This window comes from Nonomuraea maheshkhaliensis (assembly GCF_039529435.1).
GTDB lineage: Bacteria > Actinomycetota > Actinomycetes > Streptosporangiales > Streptosporangiaceae > Nonomuraea > Nonomuraea maheshkhaliensis.
The window spans coordinates 51,650-70,025 of record NZ_BAAAMU010000056.1; the positions used below are offsets into that span (position 1 = coordinate 51,650).

At 71.7% G+C, this 18,376-nt stretch carries 17 protein-coding genes and 1 pseudogene; 10 read left to right on the forward strand and 8 right to left on the reverse strand.

Translation table 11 applies throughout. The features are described from left to right. Nucleotides 1-12: 12 nt before the first annotated feature. Entirely contained in the window at nt 13-1,008 is a 996-nt protein-coding gene (locus ABFX54_RS31680) for a phosphotransferase family protein (protein ID WP_346110239.1), read from the forward strand. Here the strand turns inward: ABFX54_RS31680 and ABFX54_RS31685 are convergent. Beyond that, nucleotides 952-3,177 carry a M64 family metallopeptidase gene (locus ABFX54_RS31685; protein WP_346110240.1) on the reverse strand — a complete coding sequence of 742 codons (2,226 nt, stop codon included), beginning with the start codon at nt 3,175-3,177 and terminating at the stop codon, nt 952-954. The two genes, ABFX54_RS31680 and ABFX54_RS31685, sit on opposite strands and share 57 nt — an antisense overlap. A gap of 195 nt (nt 3,178-3,372) precedes the next feature. After that, on the reverse strand, nt 3,373-3,984 hold the full coding sequence (locus ABFX54_RS31690; RefSeq protein WP_346110257.1) for an anti-sigma factor: 612 nt from the start codon (nt 3,982-3,984) through the stop codon (nt 3,373-3,375). Between the two features lie 392 nt (nt 3,985-4,376). On the opposite strand from ABFX54_RS31690, the gene ABFX54_RS31695 reads away from it, so the two are divergent. The 3 genes from ABFX54_RS31695 (at nt 4,377) to ABFX54_RS31705 (ending at nt 7,956) form a co-directional block, all read left to right on the forward strand. Then, entirely contained in the window at nt 4,377-5,573 is a 1,197-nt protein-coding gene (locus ABFX54_RS31695; RefSeq protein ID WP_346110241.1) for an FAD-dependent oxidoreductase, read from the forward strand. Nucleotides 5,574-5,664: 91 nt separating this feature from the next. Next, entirely contained in the window at nt 5,665-7,002 is a 1,338-nt protein-coding gene (locus tag ABFX54_RS31700) for a class II 3-deoxy-7-phosphoheptulonate synthase (RefSeq protein WP_346110242.1), read from the forward strand. A 186-nt stretch (nt 7,003-7,188) separates the two neighbouring features. After that, nucleotides 7,189-7,956, forward strand: a complete 768-nt coding sequence (locus ABFX54_RS31705) for an SAM-dependent methyltransferase (protein ID WP_346110243.1) — start codon at nt 7,189-7,191, stop codon at nt 7,954-7,956. Nucleotides 7,957-8,014: 58 nt separating this feature from the next. On the opposite strand, the gene ABFX54_RS31710 is transcribed toward ABFX54_RS31705, so the two are convergent. Then, nucleotides 8,015-8,389, reverse strand: a complete 375-nt coding sequence (locus ABFX54_RS31710) for a thioredoxin family protein (RefSeq protein WP_346110244.1) — start codon at nt 8,387-8,389, stop codon at nt 8,015-8,017. Nucleotides 8,390-8,523: 134 nt separating this feature from the next. Beyond that, the gene (locus tag ABFX54_RS31715) at nt 8,524-10,212 is read right to left on the reverse strand and encodes an ExeM/NucH family extracellular endonuclease (RefSeq protein WP_346110245.1); all 1,689 of its coding nucleotides are present in this window, start codon (nt 10,210-10,212) and stop codon (nt 8,524-8,526) included. 105 nt (nt 10,213-10,317) lie between these two features. On the opposite strand from ABFX54_RS31715, the gene ABFX54_RS31720 reads away from it, so the two are divergent. Next, a complete protein-coding gene (locus tag ABFX54_RS31720; protein ID WP_346110246.1) occupies nt 10,318-11,706 on the forward strand; it encodes a pentapeptide repeat-containing protein in 1,389 nt (462 codons plus the stop codon). Between the two features lie 28 nt (nt 11,707-11,734). Here ABFX54_RS31720 and ABFX54_RS31725 read toward each other — a convergent pair whose 3' ends face one another. Genes ABFX54_RS31725 through ABFX54_RS31735 form a run of 3 tightly spaced genes read right to left on the reverse strand, consistent with a single transcriptional unit; the run spans nt 11,735 to nt 12,844 of the window. Then, on the reverse strand, nt 11,735-12,175 hold the full coding sequence (locus ABFX54_RS31725; RefSeq protein WP_346110247.1) for an SRPBCC family protein: 441 nt from the start codon (nt 12,173-12,175) through the stop codon (nt 11,735-11,737). After that, nucleotides 12,159-12,494: an ArsR/SmtB family transcription factor gene (locus tag ABFX54_RS31730; RefSeq protein ID WP_346110248.1), complete on the reverse strand. Its 336-nt coding sequence runs from the start codon at nt 12,492-12,494 to the stop codon at nt 12,159-12,161. Before ABFX54_RS31730 ends, ABFX54_RS31725 begins: the two co-directional genes overlap by 17 nt. Continuing rightward, nucleotides 12,491-12,844, reverse strand: a complete 354-nt coding sequence (locus ABFX54_RS31735; protein ID WP_346110249.1) for a VOC family protein — start codon at nt 12,842-12,844, stop codon at nt 12,491-12,493. Before ABFX54_RS31735 ends, ABFX54_RS31730 begins: the two co-directional genes overlap by 4 nt. 100 nt (nt 12,845-12,944) lie before the next feature. On the opposite strand from ABFX54_RS31735, the gene ABFX54_RS31740 reads away from it, so the two are divergent. After that, nucleotides 12,945-13,616 (forward strand): permease prefix domain 1-containing protein, encoded by a 672-nt coding sequence (locus ABFX54_RS31740; protein ID WP_346110250.1) that lies wholly within the window; start codon nt 12,945-12,947, stop codon nt 13,614-13,616. Between the two features lie 27 nt (nt 13,617-13,643). Here ABFX54_RS31740 and ABFX54_RS31745 read toward each other — a convergent pair whose 3' ends face one another. Then, nucleotides 13,644-13,979: a helix-turn-helix transcriptional regulator gene (locus tag ABFX54_RS31745; protein WP_346110251.1), complete on the reverse strand. Its 336-nt coding sequence runs from the start codon at nt 13,977-13,979 to the stop codon at nt 13,644-13,646. Nucleotides 13,980-14,060: 81 nt separating this feature from the next. Here ABFX54_RS31745 and ABFX54_RS31750 point away from each other — a divergent pair, with 81 nt between their 5' ends. The 4 genes and pseudogenes from ABFX54_RS31750 to ABFX54_RS31765 all read left to right on the forward strand — a co-directional run. Further along, nucleotides 14,061-15,233 carry a cytochrome ubiquinol oxidase subunit I gene (locus ABFX54_RS31750; RefSeq protein ID WP_346110252.1) on the forward strand — a complete coding sequence of 391 codons (1,173 nt, stop codon included), beginning with the start codon at nt 14,061-14,063 and terminating at the stop codon, nt 15,231-15,233. Nucleotides 15,234-15,245: 12 nt separating this feature from the next. Beyond that, complete coding sequence (locus tag ABFX54_RS31755) at nt 15,246-16,013, forward strand: cytochrome d ubiquinol oxidase subunit II (protein WP_346110253.1); 768 nt, start codon at nt 15,246-15,248, stop codon at nt 16,011-16,013. A gap of 6 nt (nt 16,014-16,019) precedes the next feature. Beyond that, nucleotides 16,020-17,984, forward strand: coding sequence for a thiol reductant ABC exporter subunit CydD (gene cydD / locus ABFX54_RS31760; protein ID WP_346110254.1), 1,965 nt, complete (start codon nt 16,020-16,022; stop codon nt 17,982-17,984). Beyond that, a pseudogene (locus tag ABFX54_RS31765) lies at nt 17,981-18,376 on the forward strand (thiol reductant ABC exporter subunit CydC); the annotation flags it as partial. The gene cydD and the pseudogene ABFX54_RS31765, both read left to right, overlap by 4 nt.

Sequence of the window (18,376 nt, forward strand, 5' to 3'; positions counted from 1 at the left end):
GAAAGGGGCCCCGTGGACAGCAGGACCAAGCGCCGGTTACCGCCCGCCGAGCTCGACGCGCTCGTCAGGCGGGCGATCGGCACGGGCGTCACCAGCGCCACCGAGCTGACCGACGGCTACGCCAACGCCGTCTGGCGGCTGAAGCTGGAGGACGGCAGGGAGGCGGTGCTCAAGTTGTCGCCGCCGCCCGAGCTGCGCCAGCTCAGCTACGAGACCAACCTGCTGCGCATGGAGGCCGCCGCCATCGCCCTGGCGCTGGAGGCGGGCGTGCCGGTGGCGGGGCTGCTGCGGGCCGGCTTCGACGATCCGGTGCTGGGCGGCGACTACCTGCTGCTGGACGCGCTCGACGGCGTGTCGTGGAACGACGTCAAGCCCGAGGGCGAGGCGGCGCTGCGCCGGGAGCTGGGCGGGCATCTGGCCAGGTTCAACGCGGTGACGGGCGAGGTGTTCGGCTATCCGCACGCCGGCATCGTGGGCGCGACGTGGCGGGAGGCGTTCCTGGCCATGGTGGCGGCGCTGCTGGGCGACACCGAATGCTTCCCCACGCCGCTGCCGCTGCCGACCGCGGCGATCATGGAGGTGTTCGAGGCCGCGGCGCCCGTGCTGGACGAGGTGACGACGCCGCGGCTGGTGCACTTCGACGTGTGGCCCGGCAACGTCTTCCTCGACCTGCGCGGCACGCCGCGGATCGAGGCGATCATCGACCACGAGCGCGCCTTCTGGGGCGACCCGCTCGCCGAGTTCGTCCCCCCGACGATCTTCGGCGAGCTGAGCGAGGACGATCCGCTGCTGGCGGGCTACCGCGAGGTGACGCCGCTGGAGCTCACGCCCGCCGCGATGGTCCGGCTCGACCTCTACCGGGCCTACCTCTACCTGATCCTGCTGATCGAGAACGGACCCCGGCAGTACCCGAAGGACGAGTACGCCAGGGTCTGCGACCTCGCCACGGCCTCACTGACCGAGGTGCTCGACCGCCTCGTACGCGCGTCCCCCGGAGCCGTCGGCTAGGTCGGCGCAGGCGCCGCCGCCCTTGACCGTGTTGGGCACGCCGAGGTCGACCGGCATGGTGCCGGAGCAGGCGAGCGCGCCCGCGATCGTGCTGCCCGACAGGATCGGCGCGGTGTTGCCGCTCAGCAGCGCGGCGCCGCGCAGGTCGGCGCCCACGACGGTGAGGTTGCCCGCGCCGCTCACGGCGAGCGCGCCGCTGACGCGCGTGCCGAGCAGGTGCACCTGCGCGGCCCCCGCGGCGGTGAGCGCGCCGGTGACGCGGCCGCCGGTGACGACGAGCGAGGCGCCCGGCCTGACCGTGACCGCCCCCGTCACCTCGGCGCCGTCGAGGCAGGTGACCCCGGAGGACACGACGAGCGCGCCGCGGTGCACGCCGGTGACGGTGCGGGTGCAGGCGGGCGGCGGGGCGATCGTGGTGACGGTGAACTTGTCCGGCTTGCCGTAGTTGCCGGCCGCGTCGATCGAGCGGTACTCGATCGTGTGCCGGCCGCGCGGCAGCTTGCCGTACACGAGCGAGTCGATCGTCGTGCCCTGCTCCGTGAACGTCCACGGCAGCTCGGACGAGGTGGGCCAGCCGAAGTAGTTGAACCAGCCGTCGCCGTCCACCCGCGACTCCGACACGACGTAGCCGTCCTTGTCGTCGGTGCCGGTGAGCCGCATGGTGAAGGGGCCGTTGTAGACGTAGGTGTGGCCGGAGCGGGCCAGCGGGCGCGACAGCTCGTACGCGGTGGCCGGGCTTGTGGCGTCGATCGTCCAGGTCAGCGTGCTTGCACCGAGGGCGGCGGTGAGGGTGTGCGTGCCGGGCTTCAGGTCCAGCTCGCCGAGGTCCAGGTCGGTGCCCTCGTACCGGGTGCCGTTCAGCGTCCAGGTGACCTGGGGGACGGTCTGGGCGGGGTGCGTGGTCTCCACGTAGACGACGTCGTCGCGGCCGAGCGGCCGGTCGGTGGGGGTTGAGGAGACGAACGCGGGCTCGGTGGCGTCCGGCGGGGTGGTGATCGCGGTGTCCACCGTCCAGGTGCGGGACCTGGTCATGGCCGCCCTGACGGCCGGGTCGCGGACGAACTCGGTGGGGTCGGAGACGGTCGCGGTGACCGTGTGCCGGCCCTGGGCCAGGCCGAGCTCGCGCAGGTCGAGGGAGTCGCGGTCGCCCGGCAGGTCCCGGCCGTCCACGTTCCAGGTGGTGACCAGGGAGTGGCCGACGGGGCGCATCGGCTCGACCCACAGCACCCGGTCCGCGCCGACCGGCGCGCCCGAGGGCGTGGCGTCCTGGACGACCATCGTCTTGGCGGTGATGCTGCGCACCATGACCTCGCGGCTGACCTGGTCGAAGTAGTAGCCGAGGGTCTTCATCATCGAGTGGGCGCTGGGCCGCCACACGCCGGTGGTCGCGTACATGCCGCCCTCGTAGCGGCCGATCGGGCCGCCCGACTCGCTGGGCTCGCCCAGCCAGCGCCACCACTTCCTGCGCTGGTCGCTCATCTCGCGCTCGGTGAGCAGCGTGTGGTGGGCGCTGGACGGCTCGGGGCCCGTGTAGGCGCCGCCGGGGACGCCGCGCTGGTAGTAGTCGTACTCGTCCTGCAGCCCGCCCAGGGAGTGGCCCAGCTCGTGCGGGCTGATCAGGGCGGACATGCTGTTGCTGCCCGAGGCGGTGGCGTACGAGCCGCCCGCGCCGCCGTACGTGCCGCTGTTGCCGAGCGCGAGGATCTGCCGGTTGGCCGAGGAGGTGCCGGTGACCATGTTCGCGTAGCGGGTGGCGGCGGCGTTGTCCATGGTGATCAGGCGCTGGACGCTGCCCGGGTTGCACTGGCCCCAGAAGCCCATGCTCAGCGGGGTCGTCCTGCGCGGCGCGTCGAGGCCGGGGTCGCAGCTGATGCCCGACTCCCCCGAGACGATGTCGATCCGGTAGACGTTGATGTAGTTGCGGTAGGACTTGAACGGCTCGATCGACCACATGACGTTGAGGTGCCGGTCGGTGTCGGCCCGGAACTTCTCCTGCTCGGCCTCGGTGTAGCCGTCGCCCATGACGATCAGGTTGAACCGCTTGGCGGTCGTGCCCGTGACCTGCACGGGCACGACGGTGGCCGATCCCGGCTCGGCGGCGCTCGCGGGGGCGGCCGGGGAGAGGCATAACGTGGCGGCGGCCAGAGTGAGGGCCGCGAAGATACGCATGATCAGCACTATCGGACCGGCGCTGCCCGCGCGTCCATCCCCAAACCCCATCAAACCCGCCCGATTCGGGATATGTCCCGATCGGACCCGCCATGATCAGGTCACGCGCGCAGGTCCGCGCGGTGGAGTGCGTGCAGGGGGATGCGCGCGACGGGGGTGCGGGCGATGGGGGTGCGGGCGATGGGGTGCGGGCGGTCAGGCGCGCGGCAGTTCCGCCAGCATGATCGGGCGGGTGGTCGGGCGGTCGGAGCCGCCTGCTGGCTCGACGGTCAGCGCGACGCGGTCGTCGCGCTTCAGCGCCACGAGCACCAGGGGGGCGGTCATCCCGTCCGCACCCCTGTGCAGCAGCCCTGCGGGGCGGGGGCCGGCCGGGTCCATCAGCCACAGCTCGTACGCCTTCGTGGCGGGCAGCTCCGGCAGGCCCGACGAGGTGAACAGCACCCGGCCCTCGTCCCGCGAGATGACGATCGTGCCCGTGCCGCCGGAGGCGATCAGCCGGCGCAGCGTCTCGGCGTCGGGCGCGGCCAGCACCGCGACCAGCCGCTCGTTCCTGGTGGCGGCCTCCTCCAGGTCGCGGCGGGCGTCGAAGGCGACCACGCCCAGCGCGACGGCCGCCGCCCCGCCATGACCTTCGTCCGCCGCCGCCGCGGCACCGGCACCCCGCCGTCCGCGACCAGGTACGGCCCGCCCGCGGCGATGTCCGCGTCGGCGGTGACGTACGGCCCGCCTGCCGCAATGTGCGGCCCGCCGGCGGTGGCGGGCGGCTCGGTCCCGGTGATGTGCGGCCCGGCCGGCGAGCCCGGCCAGGGTCCGGGGCGGGCGGCGGGGTGGTGGGCGTCATCGGGACGGCTCTCGGGGCCGCGTGAGCGATGCGCGGCGGCGAGCAGGCGACCGCGCAGCCCCGTGGGCGGCGGCTCGGCCACCGACTCGGCCAGTTTCGCGGCGGTCTCGCGCAGGCGTCGCACCTCGTCCGAGCAGCCCTGGCACACGTGCAGGTGCTGCTCGAACCGCACCCACTCGGCGTACGGCAGTGCGTGCACGGCGTAGGCGCCAGAGAGGGTGTGGAGTTCGTCCTTCATCGTCCACTCCCTGCGGTGAGAGGCGGCTCACGCATGTACTTCGGCCGTTCGGGCATGGCGGATGGTTTCCGGTCTTGCTCTTTTCCCGCAACATGAGACAATCTCATTGGGTGATGAATTATGGGATGTGTGATAGCCGGCGGCGGACCCGCCGGAGCGATGCTGGCCCTGCTGCTGGCCAGAGCGGGCGTCGAGGTGACGCTGCTGGAGAAGCACGGCGACTTCCTGCGCGACTTCCGGGGTGACACGATCCACCCCTCGACGCTGCAGGTGCTCGACGAGCTGGGACTGGCGCCGGAGTTCCTGAAGCTCCCGCACCGCAAGACGTACGAGCTCAACCTGGTCACCGACGCCGGTGAGGTCAGGCTGGCCGACCTGCGCGGGCTGCGCGGCGCCTACAAGTACATCGCGTTCGTGCCGCAGTGGGACTTCCTCACGCTCATCACGTCGGCGGCCGAGCGCTACCCGGGGTTCCGGCTGCTGATGAACGCCGAGGCGTACGACCTGATCCGCGAGGGCGGCGCCGTCCGCGGGCTGCGTTACCGCGACGACTCAGGCGAGCACGAGATCAGGGCGGACCTGACGGTGGCCGCCGACGGGCGGCACTCGGTGCTGCGCGCCCGCGCGGGCCTGGTGCCCGAGAACCTCGGCGCGCCGATGGACGTGGTCTGGTTCCGGCTGCCCCGCCACGAGACCGACAGGGACGACACGTTCCTGCGCATCGCCGGCGGGCGCATGATGGTCGCGATCAACCGCGAGAGCTACTGGCAGCTGGCCTACCTCGTGCTCAAGGGCGGCTACGAAGAGATGCGCCGGCAGGGCATCGACGCGCTGCGCGAGCCCGTGGCCAGGCTGATGCCGTGGCTGGCCGACCGGGTGGCCGGGATCGGCGGCTACGACGACGTCAGCGTGCTGACCGTCCGGCTCGACCGGCTGCGCCGCTGGCACCGGCCGGGGTTTCTGTGCATCGGGGACGCCGCGCACGCGATGTCGCCGGTCTTCGGGGTCGGCATCAACCTGGCCGTGCAGGACGCGGTGGCCACCGCCAACCTGCTGGCGGGCGCGCTCAAGGCGGGCGCGCCGATCCCCGAGCGGACGCTGCACCGGCTGCAACGCCGGCGCATGCTCCCGACCAGGGTGACCCAGGCGGCCCAGCGGCTGGTGCAGAACCGGGTCATCGGCCCGGCGCTGCGGCGGCGGATCGACCCGACCGGGCTGCCGCGCGATCTGACCAGAATTCCCCTGGTCGGCCTGCTGGCGCCGCGCTTCATCGGCCACGGTGTCAGACCCGAGCACGTGGCGGTAAAGGAACTTTGACCGCCTCTGGGTTCGTATGGGTATAACCGCATTCTCACAACGTGGACATGAGGGTCGGTGGGGCCGGGCCAGTGGAATACCCTCGTATCTCGTGAGCAGCAATCTAGTGGACCTCGATACCTGGCGAGCCCTCCCCGCGGCGCAGCAGCCTGACTGGCCAGACCGCGGCGAGCTCGACAAGGTTGTCGCCGAGCTCGGCGGCCTGCCCCCATTGGTCTTCGCCGGCGAATGCGACCAGCTCAAGGAGCAGCTGGCCGCCGTCGCGCGCGGTGAGGCGTTCGTCCTTCAGGGCGGCGACTGCGCCGAGACCTTCTCCGGCGCCACGGCCGACAACGTGCGCCAAAAGCTGAAGACCTTGCTGCAGATGGCCATCGTGCTGACCTACGCCGGCCGGGTGCCGGTGGTCAAGATCGGCCGGGTCGCGGGCCAGTTCGCCAAGCCGCGTTCGAAGGGCACCGAGACCCGGGGCGGGGTCGAGCTGCCCGCCTACCGGGGCGACATGGTCAACGGCTTCGACTTCACCCCCGAGGCGCGCAGGCCCGATCCGTGGCGGCTGCTCAAGGCGTACCACTCCTCGGCCGTGACGCTCAACCTGGCCCGGGCCTTCACCAAGGGCGGCTACGCCGACCTGCGCCAGGTGCACGCCTGGAACCAGGACTTCGTGGGCGAGTCGCCCGCCGGCCGCCGTTACGAGCAACTGGCCAGGGAGATCGACCAGGCTCTCGCGTTCATGCGGGCCTGCGGGGCCGACCCCGAGGAGTTCCACACGGTCGAGTTCTACTCCTCGCACGAGGCTCTGATCCTCGACTACGACCAGGCGCTCACCCGCATCGACTCGCGTACGGGCCTGCCCTACGACGTGTCGGCGCACATGGTCTGGATCGGCGAGCGCACCCGCCAGCTCGACGGGGCCCACGTCGAGTTCTTCTCCAAGATCCGCAACCCGATCGGCGTCAAGCTCGGCCCGACGACGACGCCGGAGGAGGCGCTGGCGCTCATCGACAAGCTCAATCCGGGCAACGAGGCCGGGCGGCTCACGTTCATCACCCGCATGGGCGCCTCCAAGATCCGCGAGCACCTGCCCGCGCTGGTCAAGGAGGTCACCGCGACCGGCGCCCGGGTGGCCTGGATCTGCGACCCGATGCACGGCAACACGTTCGAGGCGCCCAGCGGGCACAAGACCCGCCGCGTGGACGACGTGCTGGACGAGGTGGCCGGCTTCTTCGAGGTGCACCGCTCGCTCGGCACGCACCCCGGAGGCATCCACATCGAGTTCACCGGCGACGACGTGACCGAGTGTGTCGGCGGCGGGCACGAGATCGGCGAGACCGACCTCGCGACCCGCTACGAGACGGCGTGCGACCCCAGGCTCAACCGCAGCCAGTCGCTCGACCTGGCCTTCCGCGTGGCAGAGCTCTACCGCGGCTGACCTGCCGAGGCTCCGTCGCCGCCGGGCTCCCGGCGGCGACCCTCGCCCGGCCGGGCATGCGCGGGTGAACGGCTGAGATGAAAAGTGATTCAGGTCTCATCGCCGTACGTGAAGAACCCTCGGTGAACCCTGGGATTCCAGGGCTATGATCGCCCCGATAGATATCAATTTTTCGGGAGATGATCCGTGGATAATGCTCCAGAGGGGGTCGACCCGAACGTCCCCAACGTCGCGCGAATGTACGACTATTTCCTCGACGGCAAGGACAACTTCGCGGCCGACCGGGCCGCCGCGGAGCAGATCCTCCAGACGTTCCCGCACACCAAGGAGGGCGCTCGCGCGAACCGGGCGTTCCTGCGGCGGGCGGTGCGGCACCTGGTGGACCAGGGCGTCAGGCAGATCGTGGACCTGGGCGCCGGGCTGCCCACTCAGGGCAACACTCACGAGATCGCCCCTGAGGCGCGCGTGGTGTACGTGGACTACGACTCCGTGGTGTGCGTGCACGGCAGGGCGCTGCTGGCCAGGCGGGACAACGTGGACTTCCTCCAGGCCGACGTGCGTGAGCCCGAGGCGCTGCTGGACAAGCTCGGCACGATGGTGAACTTCGAGCAGCCCGTGGCGTTCCTGATGCTGGCGATCCTGCACTTCATCCCCGACGACGACGCCTACGACGTGGTGACGAGGCTGCGCGAGGCCAGCGCGCCCGGCAGCTACCTGGTCATCAGCCACGCCGTGGACAGCACGCCGGACACCACCCCGCAGGCCCTGGAGATCTACCGCAAGGCCACCGCCGCGCTCAACCTGCGCACGCGGGACGAGGTCCTGCGCTTCTTCGAGGGCTACGAGCTGGCGGAGCCGGGACTGACGTACCCGAACGGCTGGCGTCCCGAGGACCCGGACGCGCCCGGGAACGGCATCACGTTCGGCTACGTGGGGGTCGGCCGCAAGCCCTGAGGGCCCCTGGACACGCTAAGACCCCGCTCACGTGGGCGGGGTCTTTCCGCGGGGAAGGTCAGTTCTGCTGGGCGCTCTTCAGCTCCTCGCTGAGCTCGGCCCTGATCGCGTCCATGTCGAGCGCCTTCACCTGGCGGATGAGGTCTTCGAGCGCGGGCCCGGGGATGGCGCCGGCCTGCGCGAAGACGACGATGCCGTCACGGATCGCCATCAGCGTGGGGATCGAGGTGATGTCGAATCCCTGCGCGAGCCCCTGCTCGGCGTCGGTGTCGATCTTGCCGAAGGTGATGTCGTCGTGCTTGTCGGACGCCTGCTCGAAGATCGGCCCGAACTTCTTGCACGGCGGGCACCACTCGGCCCAGAAGTCGAGCAGCACGATCCCCTTGTCGGCGATGTCGTTGAAGTTCTTCTCTGTTACTTCGATAGTCGCCACAAGTGGCTCCTCGCTCGTTGTCGCTGTCATGCGGTTTGTCGCTGAAGTGCATCGGTTTCAACCACGTACCCGGCACCAGCATTCCATGCCCGGCGGCGGGCGCGGCCCCGTGCGTGCCGCGCCCGCGCGCGGGTTCAGCGACCGCCGGGCAGCGTCAGGCCGATGACCAGCGGATCGTGGTCGGAGGAGCGGTAGGCGTCCGGCTGGTAGAGGCCGGGCGGGTTGAACTCCTGGTTGTAGTCGCGGATGCGCGGCTCGTCGGAGTTGATGTGCCAGATCGTCGCGCTCGTCACCCGCTTGAGCAGCTGCTTGCCGACGAGGGCGTGGTCGAGCTCACCCGCCAGCCCGTCGAAGAGGTAGCTGTAGCGCTGCGGCTCGGGCACGAACCTCTTCGTGACGCTGGTCAGGCCGCCCGCCTCCAGGGTTTCGATCGGGTCCTCCTCGCCGTAGGCGTTGAGGTCGCCGAGCACGATCGGGTTGGGCAGGTCCTGGTCCGCGACGATGCCGAGCAGCGCCTGGGCCTGGGCCACGCGGGTGGGGTTCCAGCAGCTCTGCCCGTCGCCCTGGTCGGCGTCGGGGCCGCTCGCCGGGCAGCTGCCCTTGGACTTCAAGTGGTTGACCAGCATGGTGAACGGCTGGCCGCCGCTCTTCCTGCGGAAGGTCTGGATCAGCGGCGGGCGGCTGAACACGGCGTCCTGCGAGGCTTTGGGCTCGCCGACGGGGGTCAGCTTGGCGGGCTTGTAGATGAGGCCGACCTGGATGGCGTCGGTGCCGGGGAACGGGTGCGCGAGCGCGGCGTACGTACCGGCTCCGACCTCGGCGTTGACGGCGTCCACGAGCGCCTGCAAGGCGGTCTGGCCGTTGTTCTCGACCTCCATGAGGGCCACCGCGTCGGCGTTCAGCCCCTTGAGCGCGGCGACCAGTTTGGCGAGCTGGCGCTGCTGCTCCACGGCGTTGCTCGCGCCCCTGGAGCCGAGGGTGGTGAACCAGTTCAGCGTGTTGAACGAGGCCACCTTGACGTTGCCCACGACCGGGGACGGCTTGGGCGGGCGCGGGTTGGCGTTCAGGTAGCTCACGGGCTTGGTGGGTTGCAGGCGGTAGGAGCCGAACCCGTACCCGAGAACGCCTGTCACGCCGACGGCCACGGCGCCCGTGCGCACGATGGGCGGTAGGGCGGCAGGGTTCTCGCGGGTGGAGCCGTCGTCGACGAGCAGGGAGCGGCGCTCGTTCCGCGCGGCGTCCACCCCGCGGCGGTCGGTCGGCTGGAACAGCCGCCCCTGCGAGGAGAGCACGACCTCGCCGAAGCGGCCGAGGTTGAAGTGCTCGCTCACGGTCAGCGGCTGCGGGAAGGTCAGCAGCATGTTCTCGACGGGCTCAAGCCCGTCGGAGGGCAGCCGGTACGACTGCGCCTTCACCTTGCCGGTGCCGCACACGTCCACGGCGGTGACCGGCGACAGCTCGGTCCAGCCGTTGAACTCGATCGCCCGGCCGCTCACGAGGACCCGGTCACCGGGCTGGACGTCCTTGACCGTGTCCCTGGCGAAGGCGAACAGCCCCTCGGACGTCCGCGGGTCGGCGTCGGGGCTCGGATCCTGGAGGAAGAACCCGCTCAGCTGGTCGGAGCGCTGGAAGTCGCCGGTGACGATCCCCTCGACCCGCACCGTCTGGCCGGCCAGCGGGGTGGCGTCACCGTCACCCTGCACCTGGGCGATGCGGTGGGTGGCCGGGGTGTCGCAGGGCGCCGCCGGTTCGGCGGCCGCGGGACCTGCGCACAAGGCCACCGCGAGGAGGGCGGCCAAGGAGGCTTGGGATAAAGCTCGCATGTCACGCACTTTAGAGGCAATTTAGCTCGCATATTTCCACATAAAAGTGGAGAGAACATGAAATCACCGAACCTTGACATCGGCCGCGGCGGGTATCACCCATGCATGGACTGGGTCACCTGCGCGCATTCTGCTGGTTGCACCGGAATCGCCGGCCGGCCGTCCGGCCTCTGCCTGGCACATCTGCCCCCAGAACAACTCGGCGCGGCGCTCGGCGCGCTGTCCCCCGGCCGCCTGCTCGACCTGCGCGGCACCACCGTCACGAGCGATCTGCTGTCCCGGGTGCTCGACGCCACCGGCGCCAGGCCCGGCAGGACCCGGCTCGACCGGGTCAGGTTCACCGGCGACGTCAAGCTGGCGGGGGTGACGTTCGGGGGCGACGTGTCCCTCGACGGCGCCACGTTCGAGCGGCTGGCCTCGTTCTTCGGCGCCCGGTTCGAGGGCAACGTGTCGCTGGCCGGCGTGCGGTTCAGCCGGGAGCTGTCCTTCCACGGCGTCACCGTGCGCGGCCACGTCTCGCTCGACCGGGCCGTGATGTCACGCGACGCGCTGTTCAGCCAGGCCGTGTTCGGGCACGGGCTGTCGTGCGAGCGGGCCAGGTTCGACGGCTACGCCACCTTCGACGGCGCCAGGCTCGGCGACGGCGCCACCTTCAGGGGCGCGCGCTTCGGCCGTACGCTGTCGTTCCGCAAGGTCAGCGGGCACGCCGGGTTCGACGGGGCGCACTTCGCGGCCGACGCGTACCTGTCGGCCACCGGCCGGCTGTCGGCGGCCAGGGCCCGCGCCGACGGGCTGCTCGACGTGGCGGTCGCGCGCTGCGGCGTCGACCTGCGCGGCGTGGAGGTGACGGGGCCAATGACGGTGCGGCTCACCGACTCGCAGGCCGACCTGGAGGGCGCGCGGCTGCGCGGGCCCGCCACCGTGACGGGCCGCGGCAGGTCGACGGTGACCTCGCTGCGGGAGGTCGAGGCGGCCAGCCTGGGGCTGTTCGGGCTTGACCTGTCGTCGTGCCGGTTCGCCGGGCTCGCCCATCCGTCGGGGGTGCGGGTCAAGGACTGCACGTTCGCGCTCACGCCGCGCGGGATCCAGGTGGGGCTGCGCTGGCCGATGCTGCGCTGGTTCTCGCGGCGGCGCGCGCTCGCCGCCGAGCACCCCAGGCGCGGGCACGGCCACCTCGGCGACGACCCCGGCGCCTCGCCCGACAGCCTGGCCGCGCTCTATGCGGGCCTGCGGCCCACCGACCGGGCGACCGCGGCCGACTTCGCGTTCGCGGCCATGGAGATGCGCCGCCAGGCCGGGCACGGGTGGTGGCTGTCGGTGTCGTGGCTCGTCTGCGGGTACGGCATGCGGATGGGGCGGGCGGCGGCGTGGTGCGCGCTGGTGGCGGCGTTCAGCGCGGCGGCGGTGCTGTGGAGCACGGCCTCCCACGCCACCGGCCACACCGGCGCACCCGCCTTACCGTCCGCCCCCGTCCACCACATCTGGGCCCGCTGAGCCCGGGGGTCTGCCGGCGGCGCGGTGGTCAGAGGCCGGCGGCGATGGCCTCGATGGCGCCGAAGTGGCGCGGCCAGCCGCCGCCCATGATGCGCCGCGACAGCTGCTGGAGCTCGTCCCCGGGGTCGAAGCCCTCGTGGTCGAGGAACAGCCGGGTGCCCTTCCCCTCGGGCTCCAGCCGCCACGTGACCGTCCAGTCGGCGCTCCCGCCGTCGCTCCAGCTGATCTTCAGCAGCTTCTCCGGCTCGATCCGCAGCACCTGGCAGTACACGATCCCGTCGAAGCCGACTTGTCTCTTGGGCGTGGTGGTGAAGGTGAACCGGTGCCCCACCTCCGCCTTGAAGTCGTTGGGCATGAGCCAGCGGGCGACCAGCTCCGGCTCGGTGAGCGCCCGCCACACCTTGGCGGGCGGGTGCGCGATGAACTGGTCGAGCCTGATCGCGCTCTTGTCGTCAGCGGGGTGGGACATCGTCGTCCTCCATCTCGTCGAGCAGGGTCGTGAGGCCGGCGAGCCGTTCCCGCCAGAACCGTTCGTACGGGCCGAGCCAGTCGCGGATCTCCATCAGCGGCCCCGCCTCCAGCCGGTAGTGGCGTTCCCTGCCCCTGCGGCTCTCGGCGACCAGCCCGGCGTCCTTGAGCACCTTGAGATGCTCCGACACGCTGGGCCTGCTCATGTCGAACCGCTCGGCCAGCCGCCCGGCGGGCTGAGCGCCCTCGTCGAGCAGCAACCGCAGCAGCTCCCGCCTGGCCGGGCTGGCCAGCGCCGTGAAGACGTGGTCGGCCGTCACGCCTGGCTGACCACGAAGCCGTTGCCGAACGGGTCGTGGAAGAGCAGCTGACGGCCCCACGGCTGCTCGTCCGGCCCCTCGAAGGCGACCTCGTGCTCGGCCAGCCGGGCGGCCAGCGCGTCGAGGTCGGGCGCGGCGACGACCAGGCCGCCGATCGGCCGCATGTCGGGGAACCAGGAGGCCAGCAGCAGCGTGGTCTCGGCGCCCTTGGGCGCGACGGTGAGCCAGCGGCCCAAGGGGAACGGGTTGTCGGTGCGCGTCTCGAAGCCGAGCACGCCGGTGTAGAAGGCGAGGGCCCGTTCCTGGTCGGCGACGGGCACGGTGACGGTGAGGATCGTTGAGATCGGCATGCCGGACACTATATGTAGGATTTTTCCTACATGACAAGCGCCGAAATATCAGGGGGTTCCCCGATGGGACCCCGAGGGCGGCCTTCGTACACTGGGGGGCATGCTCATCGACGACTACGTGGCCGAGCTCGACGACGCCCTCGCCGGCCCCCACGGACCCAAGCGGGACCTGGTCGTCGAGGCACGAGACAGCCTGCTCGACACGGCCGAGGCGCTGGAGGCCGGCGGGCTCGACCGGGCGGAGGCCGAGCGGCTGGCGGTGACGGAGTTCGGGGCGGTCGCCGAGATCGCGCCCGGCTACCAGGCCGAGCTGACCGCCTGCTCGGGGCGGCGGCTGGGTCTGCTGCTGTTCGTCAGCGTGCCGATCACGGTGGCCATGTGGTCGGTGCTGTGGCGGCTCTACCCGGCCACCGACGAGGCGTGGACGATGCAGCCGGCCTGGTGGTCGGTCGTCTCACGGCTGCTCGACGTCGTGCAGCTCGGCGTCGGCGTGTACGGCGGCCTCGTCACGTTCGCGCTGAGCCGGGGTTCGCGCTGGATCCGCCGGCCGCGGCTGGCGACCAGGTCGCTGGGCGTGCTGGTCTGGACGGCGCTGCCGGTCACCGTCGGCCTGAGCATGCTGCTGTCGTACGGCACCGGCACCTCACCCAACACCCTCACCGCGCTGCCGGCCCTGCTGGCCAACCTGGTGACCCTGGCGATGTGGGGGCTGCAGATCTACGGCGCCACCCGGTGCGTGCGGATCACGCGGGCGTCCGTACGGACCGCCTGACGTTCCTCCGCTCTCACCCCTGGGCGCTCACCCCTGGGCGGTGGCCTCGGCGCGCAGGACGCCGCCGATCACGTTCGTGAACTCCCGCCAGGCCGACCGCTCCCCCTCCAGTTGCCTCCTGCCCGAGGCGGTGAGCCGGTAGGTGCGGCGCTTGCGCCCGCCGACCGTGGCCCACTCGCTGGACAGGTAGCCGATGCGCTCCAGCCGGCGCAGCGCCGGATAGACGGTGCCCGTGGGCACGTTGAGCGCGCCCCCGCTGCGTTCCAGCAGCGCCTCGATGATGGCGTAGCCGTGCAGCGGCTCCCGCTCCAGCACTGAGAGCAGCAGCGCGTCCATGTGCCCGCGCAGCGCGTCCGGATTCATGACTCCGATCCTAGACACCGATCTCGCATGTAGCCAGTCTACATGTAGAGTGTCTACATATCAGGGGATGAGGGAGCGGTGATGGACGTAGTCGATCTGGCACGCACGCAGTTCGCGGTGACGGGCAGCCTGCACTTCCTGTTCGTGGTGCTCACGCTCGGCCTGGCACCGTTGGTGGCGATCATGCACGCGCGGTGGGCGCGGTCGGGCCGGCCGGTGCACGAGACCATGACGCGGTTCTGGGGGCAGGTGTACGTCATCAACTACGCGCTCGGCATCGTGACCGGGCTGGTGATGGAGTTCCAGTTCGGCCTCACCTGGAGCGGGCTGTCACAGTACGCGGGCGACGTGTTCGGCGCGCCGCTGGCCATGGAGACGCTGGTGGCCTTCTTCCTGGAGTCCACGTTCCTGGGCCTGTGGATCTTCGGATGGGGGCGGCTGCCCAAGTGGGCGCACGTGGCCTGCATCTGGGCGGTCACGCTGACCGCGTACGCGAGCGCGTTCTTCGTCATGGTGGCCAACTCGTTCCTGCAGAACCCGGCCGGGGCGGTGGTCAGCGGCGGGCGGATGCACCTGACCGACTTCGGCGCCCTGCTCGCGAACAAGGCCCTCGTCTTCGCCTTCCCCCACGTGATCGGCGCGGGGCTGTTCACCGGCGGCATGGTGCTGGTGGGCGCGAGCGCGTGGCGGCTGCGCCGGCGCACCCCCGACACGGAGTTCTTCACCCGGTCGCTGCGCACCGGCGTGGTCACCGCCGCCGTCGGCATCTTCCTGGCCATGGGCTTCGGGTACGCGCAGTTCGGCGGCGTCGCGGAGGACAAGTTCGGCCCCGGCCTCGACCCTCTGGCCGCCGTGGGGCTCGGCCTCATGGTCGAGATAGGGCAGTTGCTCGCGCTCGTCGTGCTGCTCGTGTTGCTGCCGATGATCTCCGTCCTGCCGCGGCTGCGGTGGACGCACCCGATCCTGATCGCGATGACGCCGCTGCCGTTCGTCCTGTCGATCCTGGGCTGGATGGCCAGGGAGATCGGGCGGCAGCCCTGGATGATCTGGGAGCGGCTCACCGTGGCCGACGCCCTGTCGCCGGGGCTGACCTCCGGCATGGTCACGGGCTCGCTCATCGGGTTCGCGGCGGTGCTGGGGCTGCTGGCCGTCGTCGACTACGTCCTCATCGCGCGGGTGATCAAGCGCGGCCCGTACGGACTCGACCTCGGCGCCGCCGGCGACGAGACGCGCGCCCCCGCGCTGAGCTACTGAGGAGTGCTGAGCATGGAAGTGATCTGGTTCGTCGTCTTCGCACTGCTGCTGGCCGGATATTTCGCCCTTGAGGGGTTCGATCTGGGTGTCGGGCTGTTACTGCCGGTGCTGGGCAGGACCCGCGCGAACCGGGACCGCATGGTGGCCGCGGTGGCACCGTACGTGCTGGCCAACGAGGTGTGGCTGGTGGCGGTGGCCGGGACGCTGTTCGGCGTCTACCCGCTGCTGGAGCACCACGTGCTGTTCGGGCTGTATCCGCTGATCGTGGCCATGCTGCTGTGCTGGGTCCTGCGCGACGCCGGGCTGTGGTTCCGCCGCCGGCTGGACGGCGCCCTGTGGCGGGGCTTCTGGGACGGCGCGATCGCGTTCGGCTCCCTGGGGCTGTCGGTGGGCTGGGGCATGATCCTGTACGCGGCCGCCACCGGCTTCGCCGCCTCCCCCGTGCATCCGGTGGGCCTCATGCTGGGCGTGGTGGTGACGCTGCTGTTCGCCCTGCACGGATGGACGTTCCTGGGCTGGCGGCTGCCGGGCGTGTTCGGGGTCACCAGGCCGGGGCGGGTGCTGCTGGCGACGGCTCTGGTCGCGGCGCTGCCGGCGCTGGGGGTGGTCGGGGGCGCCATGCCGTACCTGCTGGCGCACAGCGCGCCGCCGGCCACGCTGAATGTGCTCAGTCTCATGGTCCTGCCGTTCGCGCCCATCATGCTGGGCGCGCAAGTATGGGTATGGCGCACTTTCCGGCCAGGCAAGGACGCCGTCCGGCTCCTCCCGTCGTTCTTCTGAGGGAACGTGCACAAGGATCTTCTCGCTCTCATGCGGGCCGAGCGCTCGGTGCGCCACCACCTGGGCGGCGCCATGGCCGCCGCCATGCTGGCGGGGCTGCTCGTACTGGTGCAGGCCGAGCTGCTGGCCGGGGTGCTGTCCGGCCGGTTCACCGCCGCCGCCCTCGCACTGCTGGCGGCGGTGGTGGGCGCGCGCGCGCTGCTGGCGTGGACGCAGGGGATCTTCGGCGGGCGCACCGCGACGGGCGTGAAGTCCGCGCTGCGGCACCGGCTGCTGGAACGGCTGCGCGAACTCGGCCCCGCCCGGCTCGCCGCGCACCGCTCGGGCGAGCTCGTCACCTTGGCCGGACGCGGCCTCGACCGGCTCGACGACTACCTGACCGGCTACCTGCCGTCGATCGCGGTGGCCGCCGTGGTGCCGCTGGCGGTGCTGGTCCGGCTCTTCGCCGCCGACCTCGGCAGCGCGGTGATCGTGCTGATCACGCTGCCGCTGATCCCGATCTTCGGCGCGCTGGTCGGGATGACCACCAAGGCGGTGACCGAGCGACAATACCTGGCGCTGTCGCGGCTCGGCGGGCACTTCCTCGACGTCGTACGCGGCCTGCCCACCCTGCGCGCCTTCGGCCGGGCCCGCTACCAGGCCACCGTCATCAAGGAGATCGCCGACGCGCACCGGGGCGCCACCATGCGCACGTTGCGGGTGGCGTTCCTGTCGTCGCTGGTGCTGGAGCTGTGCGCGTCGCTGTCGTTGGCCCTGGTGGCGGTGCCGATCGGCCTGCGGCTGCTCGGGGGGTCGCTGGACCTGACGACGGCGCTGCTGGTGCTGCTGCTGGCGCCGGAGGCGTACCTGCCGTTGCGGGCGATGGGGACGCGTTTTCACGCCTCGATGGAGGGGGTGGCCGCCGCCGACGCGGCCTTCGCCGTACTGGATCGGGCGAGCGACGAACCGGCGCCCAGGACCGGCGCCCTCGCGACCACCCCGGGGAGCAACCGGGCACCCAGCGGCGGTGCGCCGGAGATCCGGCTGGAGGGCACGCCGGGACCAGACCTTCAGGGCACGCCGGAGATCCGGTTCGAGAACGTGACCGTGCGCTACCCGGGGCGCGACGTGCCGGCCCTGGAGGACGTGTCGCTCACCATCGGCGCGGGCGAGCGGGTCGCCCTGGTCGGGGAGAGCGGCGGCGGCAAGAGCACCCTGCTCCACCTCGTCCTCGGCTTCGTCAGCCCGTCGGAGGGGCGGGTCCTCGTGGACGGCGTCGACCTGCGCGAGCTGGACCTCGCGGGGTGGCGCGCGCGGCTGGCGTTCGTGGCGCAGCGGCCGCACCTGTTCGCCACGTCGGTGGCCGACAACATCCGGCTGGGGGCGCCTTCGACGTCGCTGGATGAGGTACGCCGGGCGGCCGGCGCGGCGCACGCGGACTTCGTGGCGGCACTGCCCGAGGGGTTCGACACCGTACTCGGCGAACGCGGCACCAACCTGTCGGCGGGCCAGCGCCAGCGCATCGCCCTGGCCAGAGCGTTCTGCCGCCCCGCCGCTTCGGTGCTGCTGCTGGACGAGCCCACGGCCCGCCTGGACGGCCGCAGCGAGGCCGCGGTGGTGGCGGGCACCGCCGAGCTGTCCAGGGGCCGTACGGCGATCATCGTCGCGCACCGCCTCGCCATGATCGACCTGGCCGACCGCGTCATCCGCATCCACCAGGGGCACGTGGTCTCCGACACCTCCGCCACGAACACCACATCCATGGACACCCCACCCGGGAACGGCACACGTACGGACTCGACGCCTCCGGACCCGGCATCGGCGGATCAGACGCAGGCGGACCCGACGCAGGCGGACCCGACGCAGGCGGACACCACACCTGCGGACCCGGCGCAGGCGGACACCACACCTGCGGACCCGGCGCAGGCGGGTGCTTCGGAGAGCGGGCAGGAGCGGGTGACCGTGACGTGGCGGGAAAGGGGCGGGCGATGAACCGGCGTATGGGGACGCGTCTCTTCTGGGCGGTGCTGGCCGGGGCGGCGGCCGATCTGGCCGGGCGCGGGCTCATCGCCGCCGCCGCCTGGCTGATCACGCGGGCCGCCGAGCAGCCGCCGCTGGCCGCGTTGAGCGTGGCGATCGTGGCGACCAGGGCGTTCGCGACCGGCAAGGGCGTCTTCCGCTACGCCGAGCGTCTCACCGGCCACGACGTCGCCCTTCGTGCCCAGGCCGGCACCAGGGAGCGGCTGTACGAGGCCCTGATCCCGCCGCAGCGGCCCCGGCATGGAGGCGCCGATCTGCTGAGCCGCATGGTGGACGACACCGAGGCCGTGCAGGACCTGCTCGTCCGCTGCCTGCTCCCGGCCGCCGCGGCGGCGATCGCGGGG

Excerpts from the sequence above, each read along its gene's own strand:
- ABFX54_RS31750 (WP_346110252.1), top strand. The coding sequence starts at position 14,061 with ATGGACGTAGTCGATCTGGCACGCACGCAGTTCGCGGTGACGGGCAGC.
- ABFX54_RS31735 (WP_346110249.1), bottom strand. The coding sequence starts at position 12,844 with ATGCCGATCTCAACGATCCTCACCGTCACCGTGCCCGTCGCCGACCAG.
- ABFX54_RS31715 (WP_346110245.1), bottom strand. The coding sequence starts at position 10,212 with ATGCGAGCTTTATCCCAAGCCTCCTTGGCCGCCCTCCTCGCGGTGGCC.
- ABFX54_RS31685 (WP_346110240.1), bottom strand. The coding sequence starts at position 3,177 with ATGCGTATCTTCGCGGCCCTCACTCTGGCCGCCGCCACGTTATGCCTC.
- ABFX54_RS31755 (WP_346110253.1), top strand. The coding sequence starts at position 15,246 with ATGGAAGTGATCTGGTTCGTCGTCTTCGCACTGCTGCTGGCCGGATAT.
- ABFX54_RS31725 (WP_346110247.1), bottom strand. The coding sequence starts at position 12,175 with ATGTCCCACCCCGCTGACGACAAGAGCGCGATCAGGCTCGACCAGTTC.
- ABFX54_RS31740 (WP_346110250.1), top strand. The coding sequence starts at position 12,945 with ATGCTCATCGACGACTACGTGGCCGAGCTCGACGACGCCCTCGCCGGC.
- ABFX54_RS31720 (WP_346110246.1), top strand. The coding sequence starts at position 10,318 with ATGGACTGGGTCACCTGCGCGCATTCTGCTGGTTGCACCGGAATCGCC.
- ABFX54_RS31695 (WP_346110241.1), top strand. The coding sequence starts at position 4,377 with ATGGGATGTGTGATAGCCGGCGGCGGACCCGCCGGAGCGATGCTGGCC.
- ABFX54_RS31745 (WP_346110251.1), bottom strand. The coding sequence starts at position 13,979 with ATGAATCCGGACGCGCTGCGCGGGCACATGGACGCGCTGCTGCTCTCA.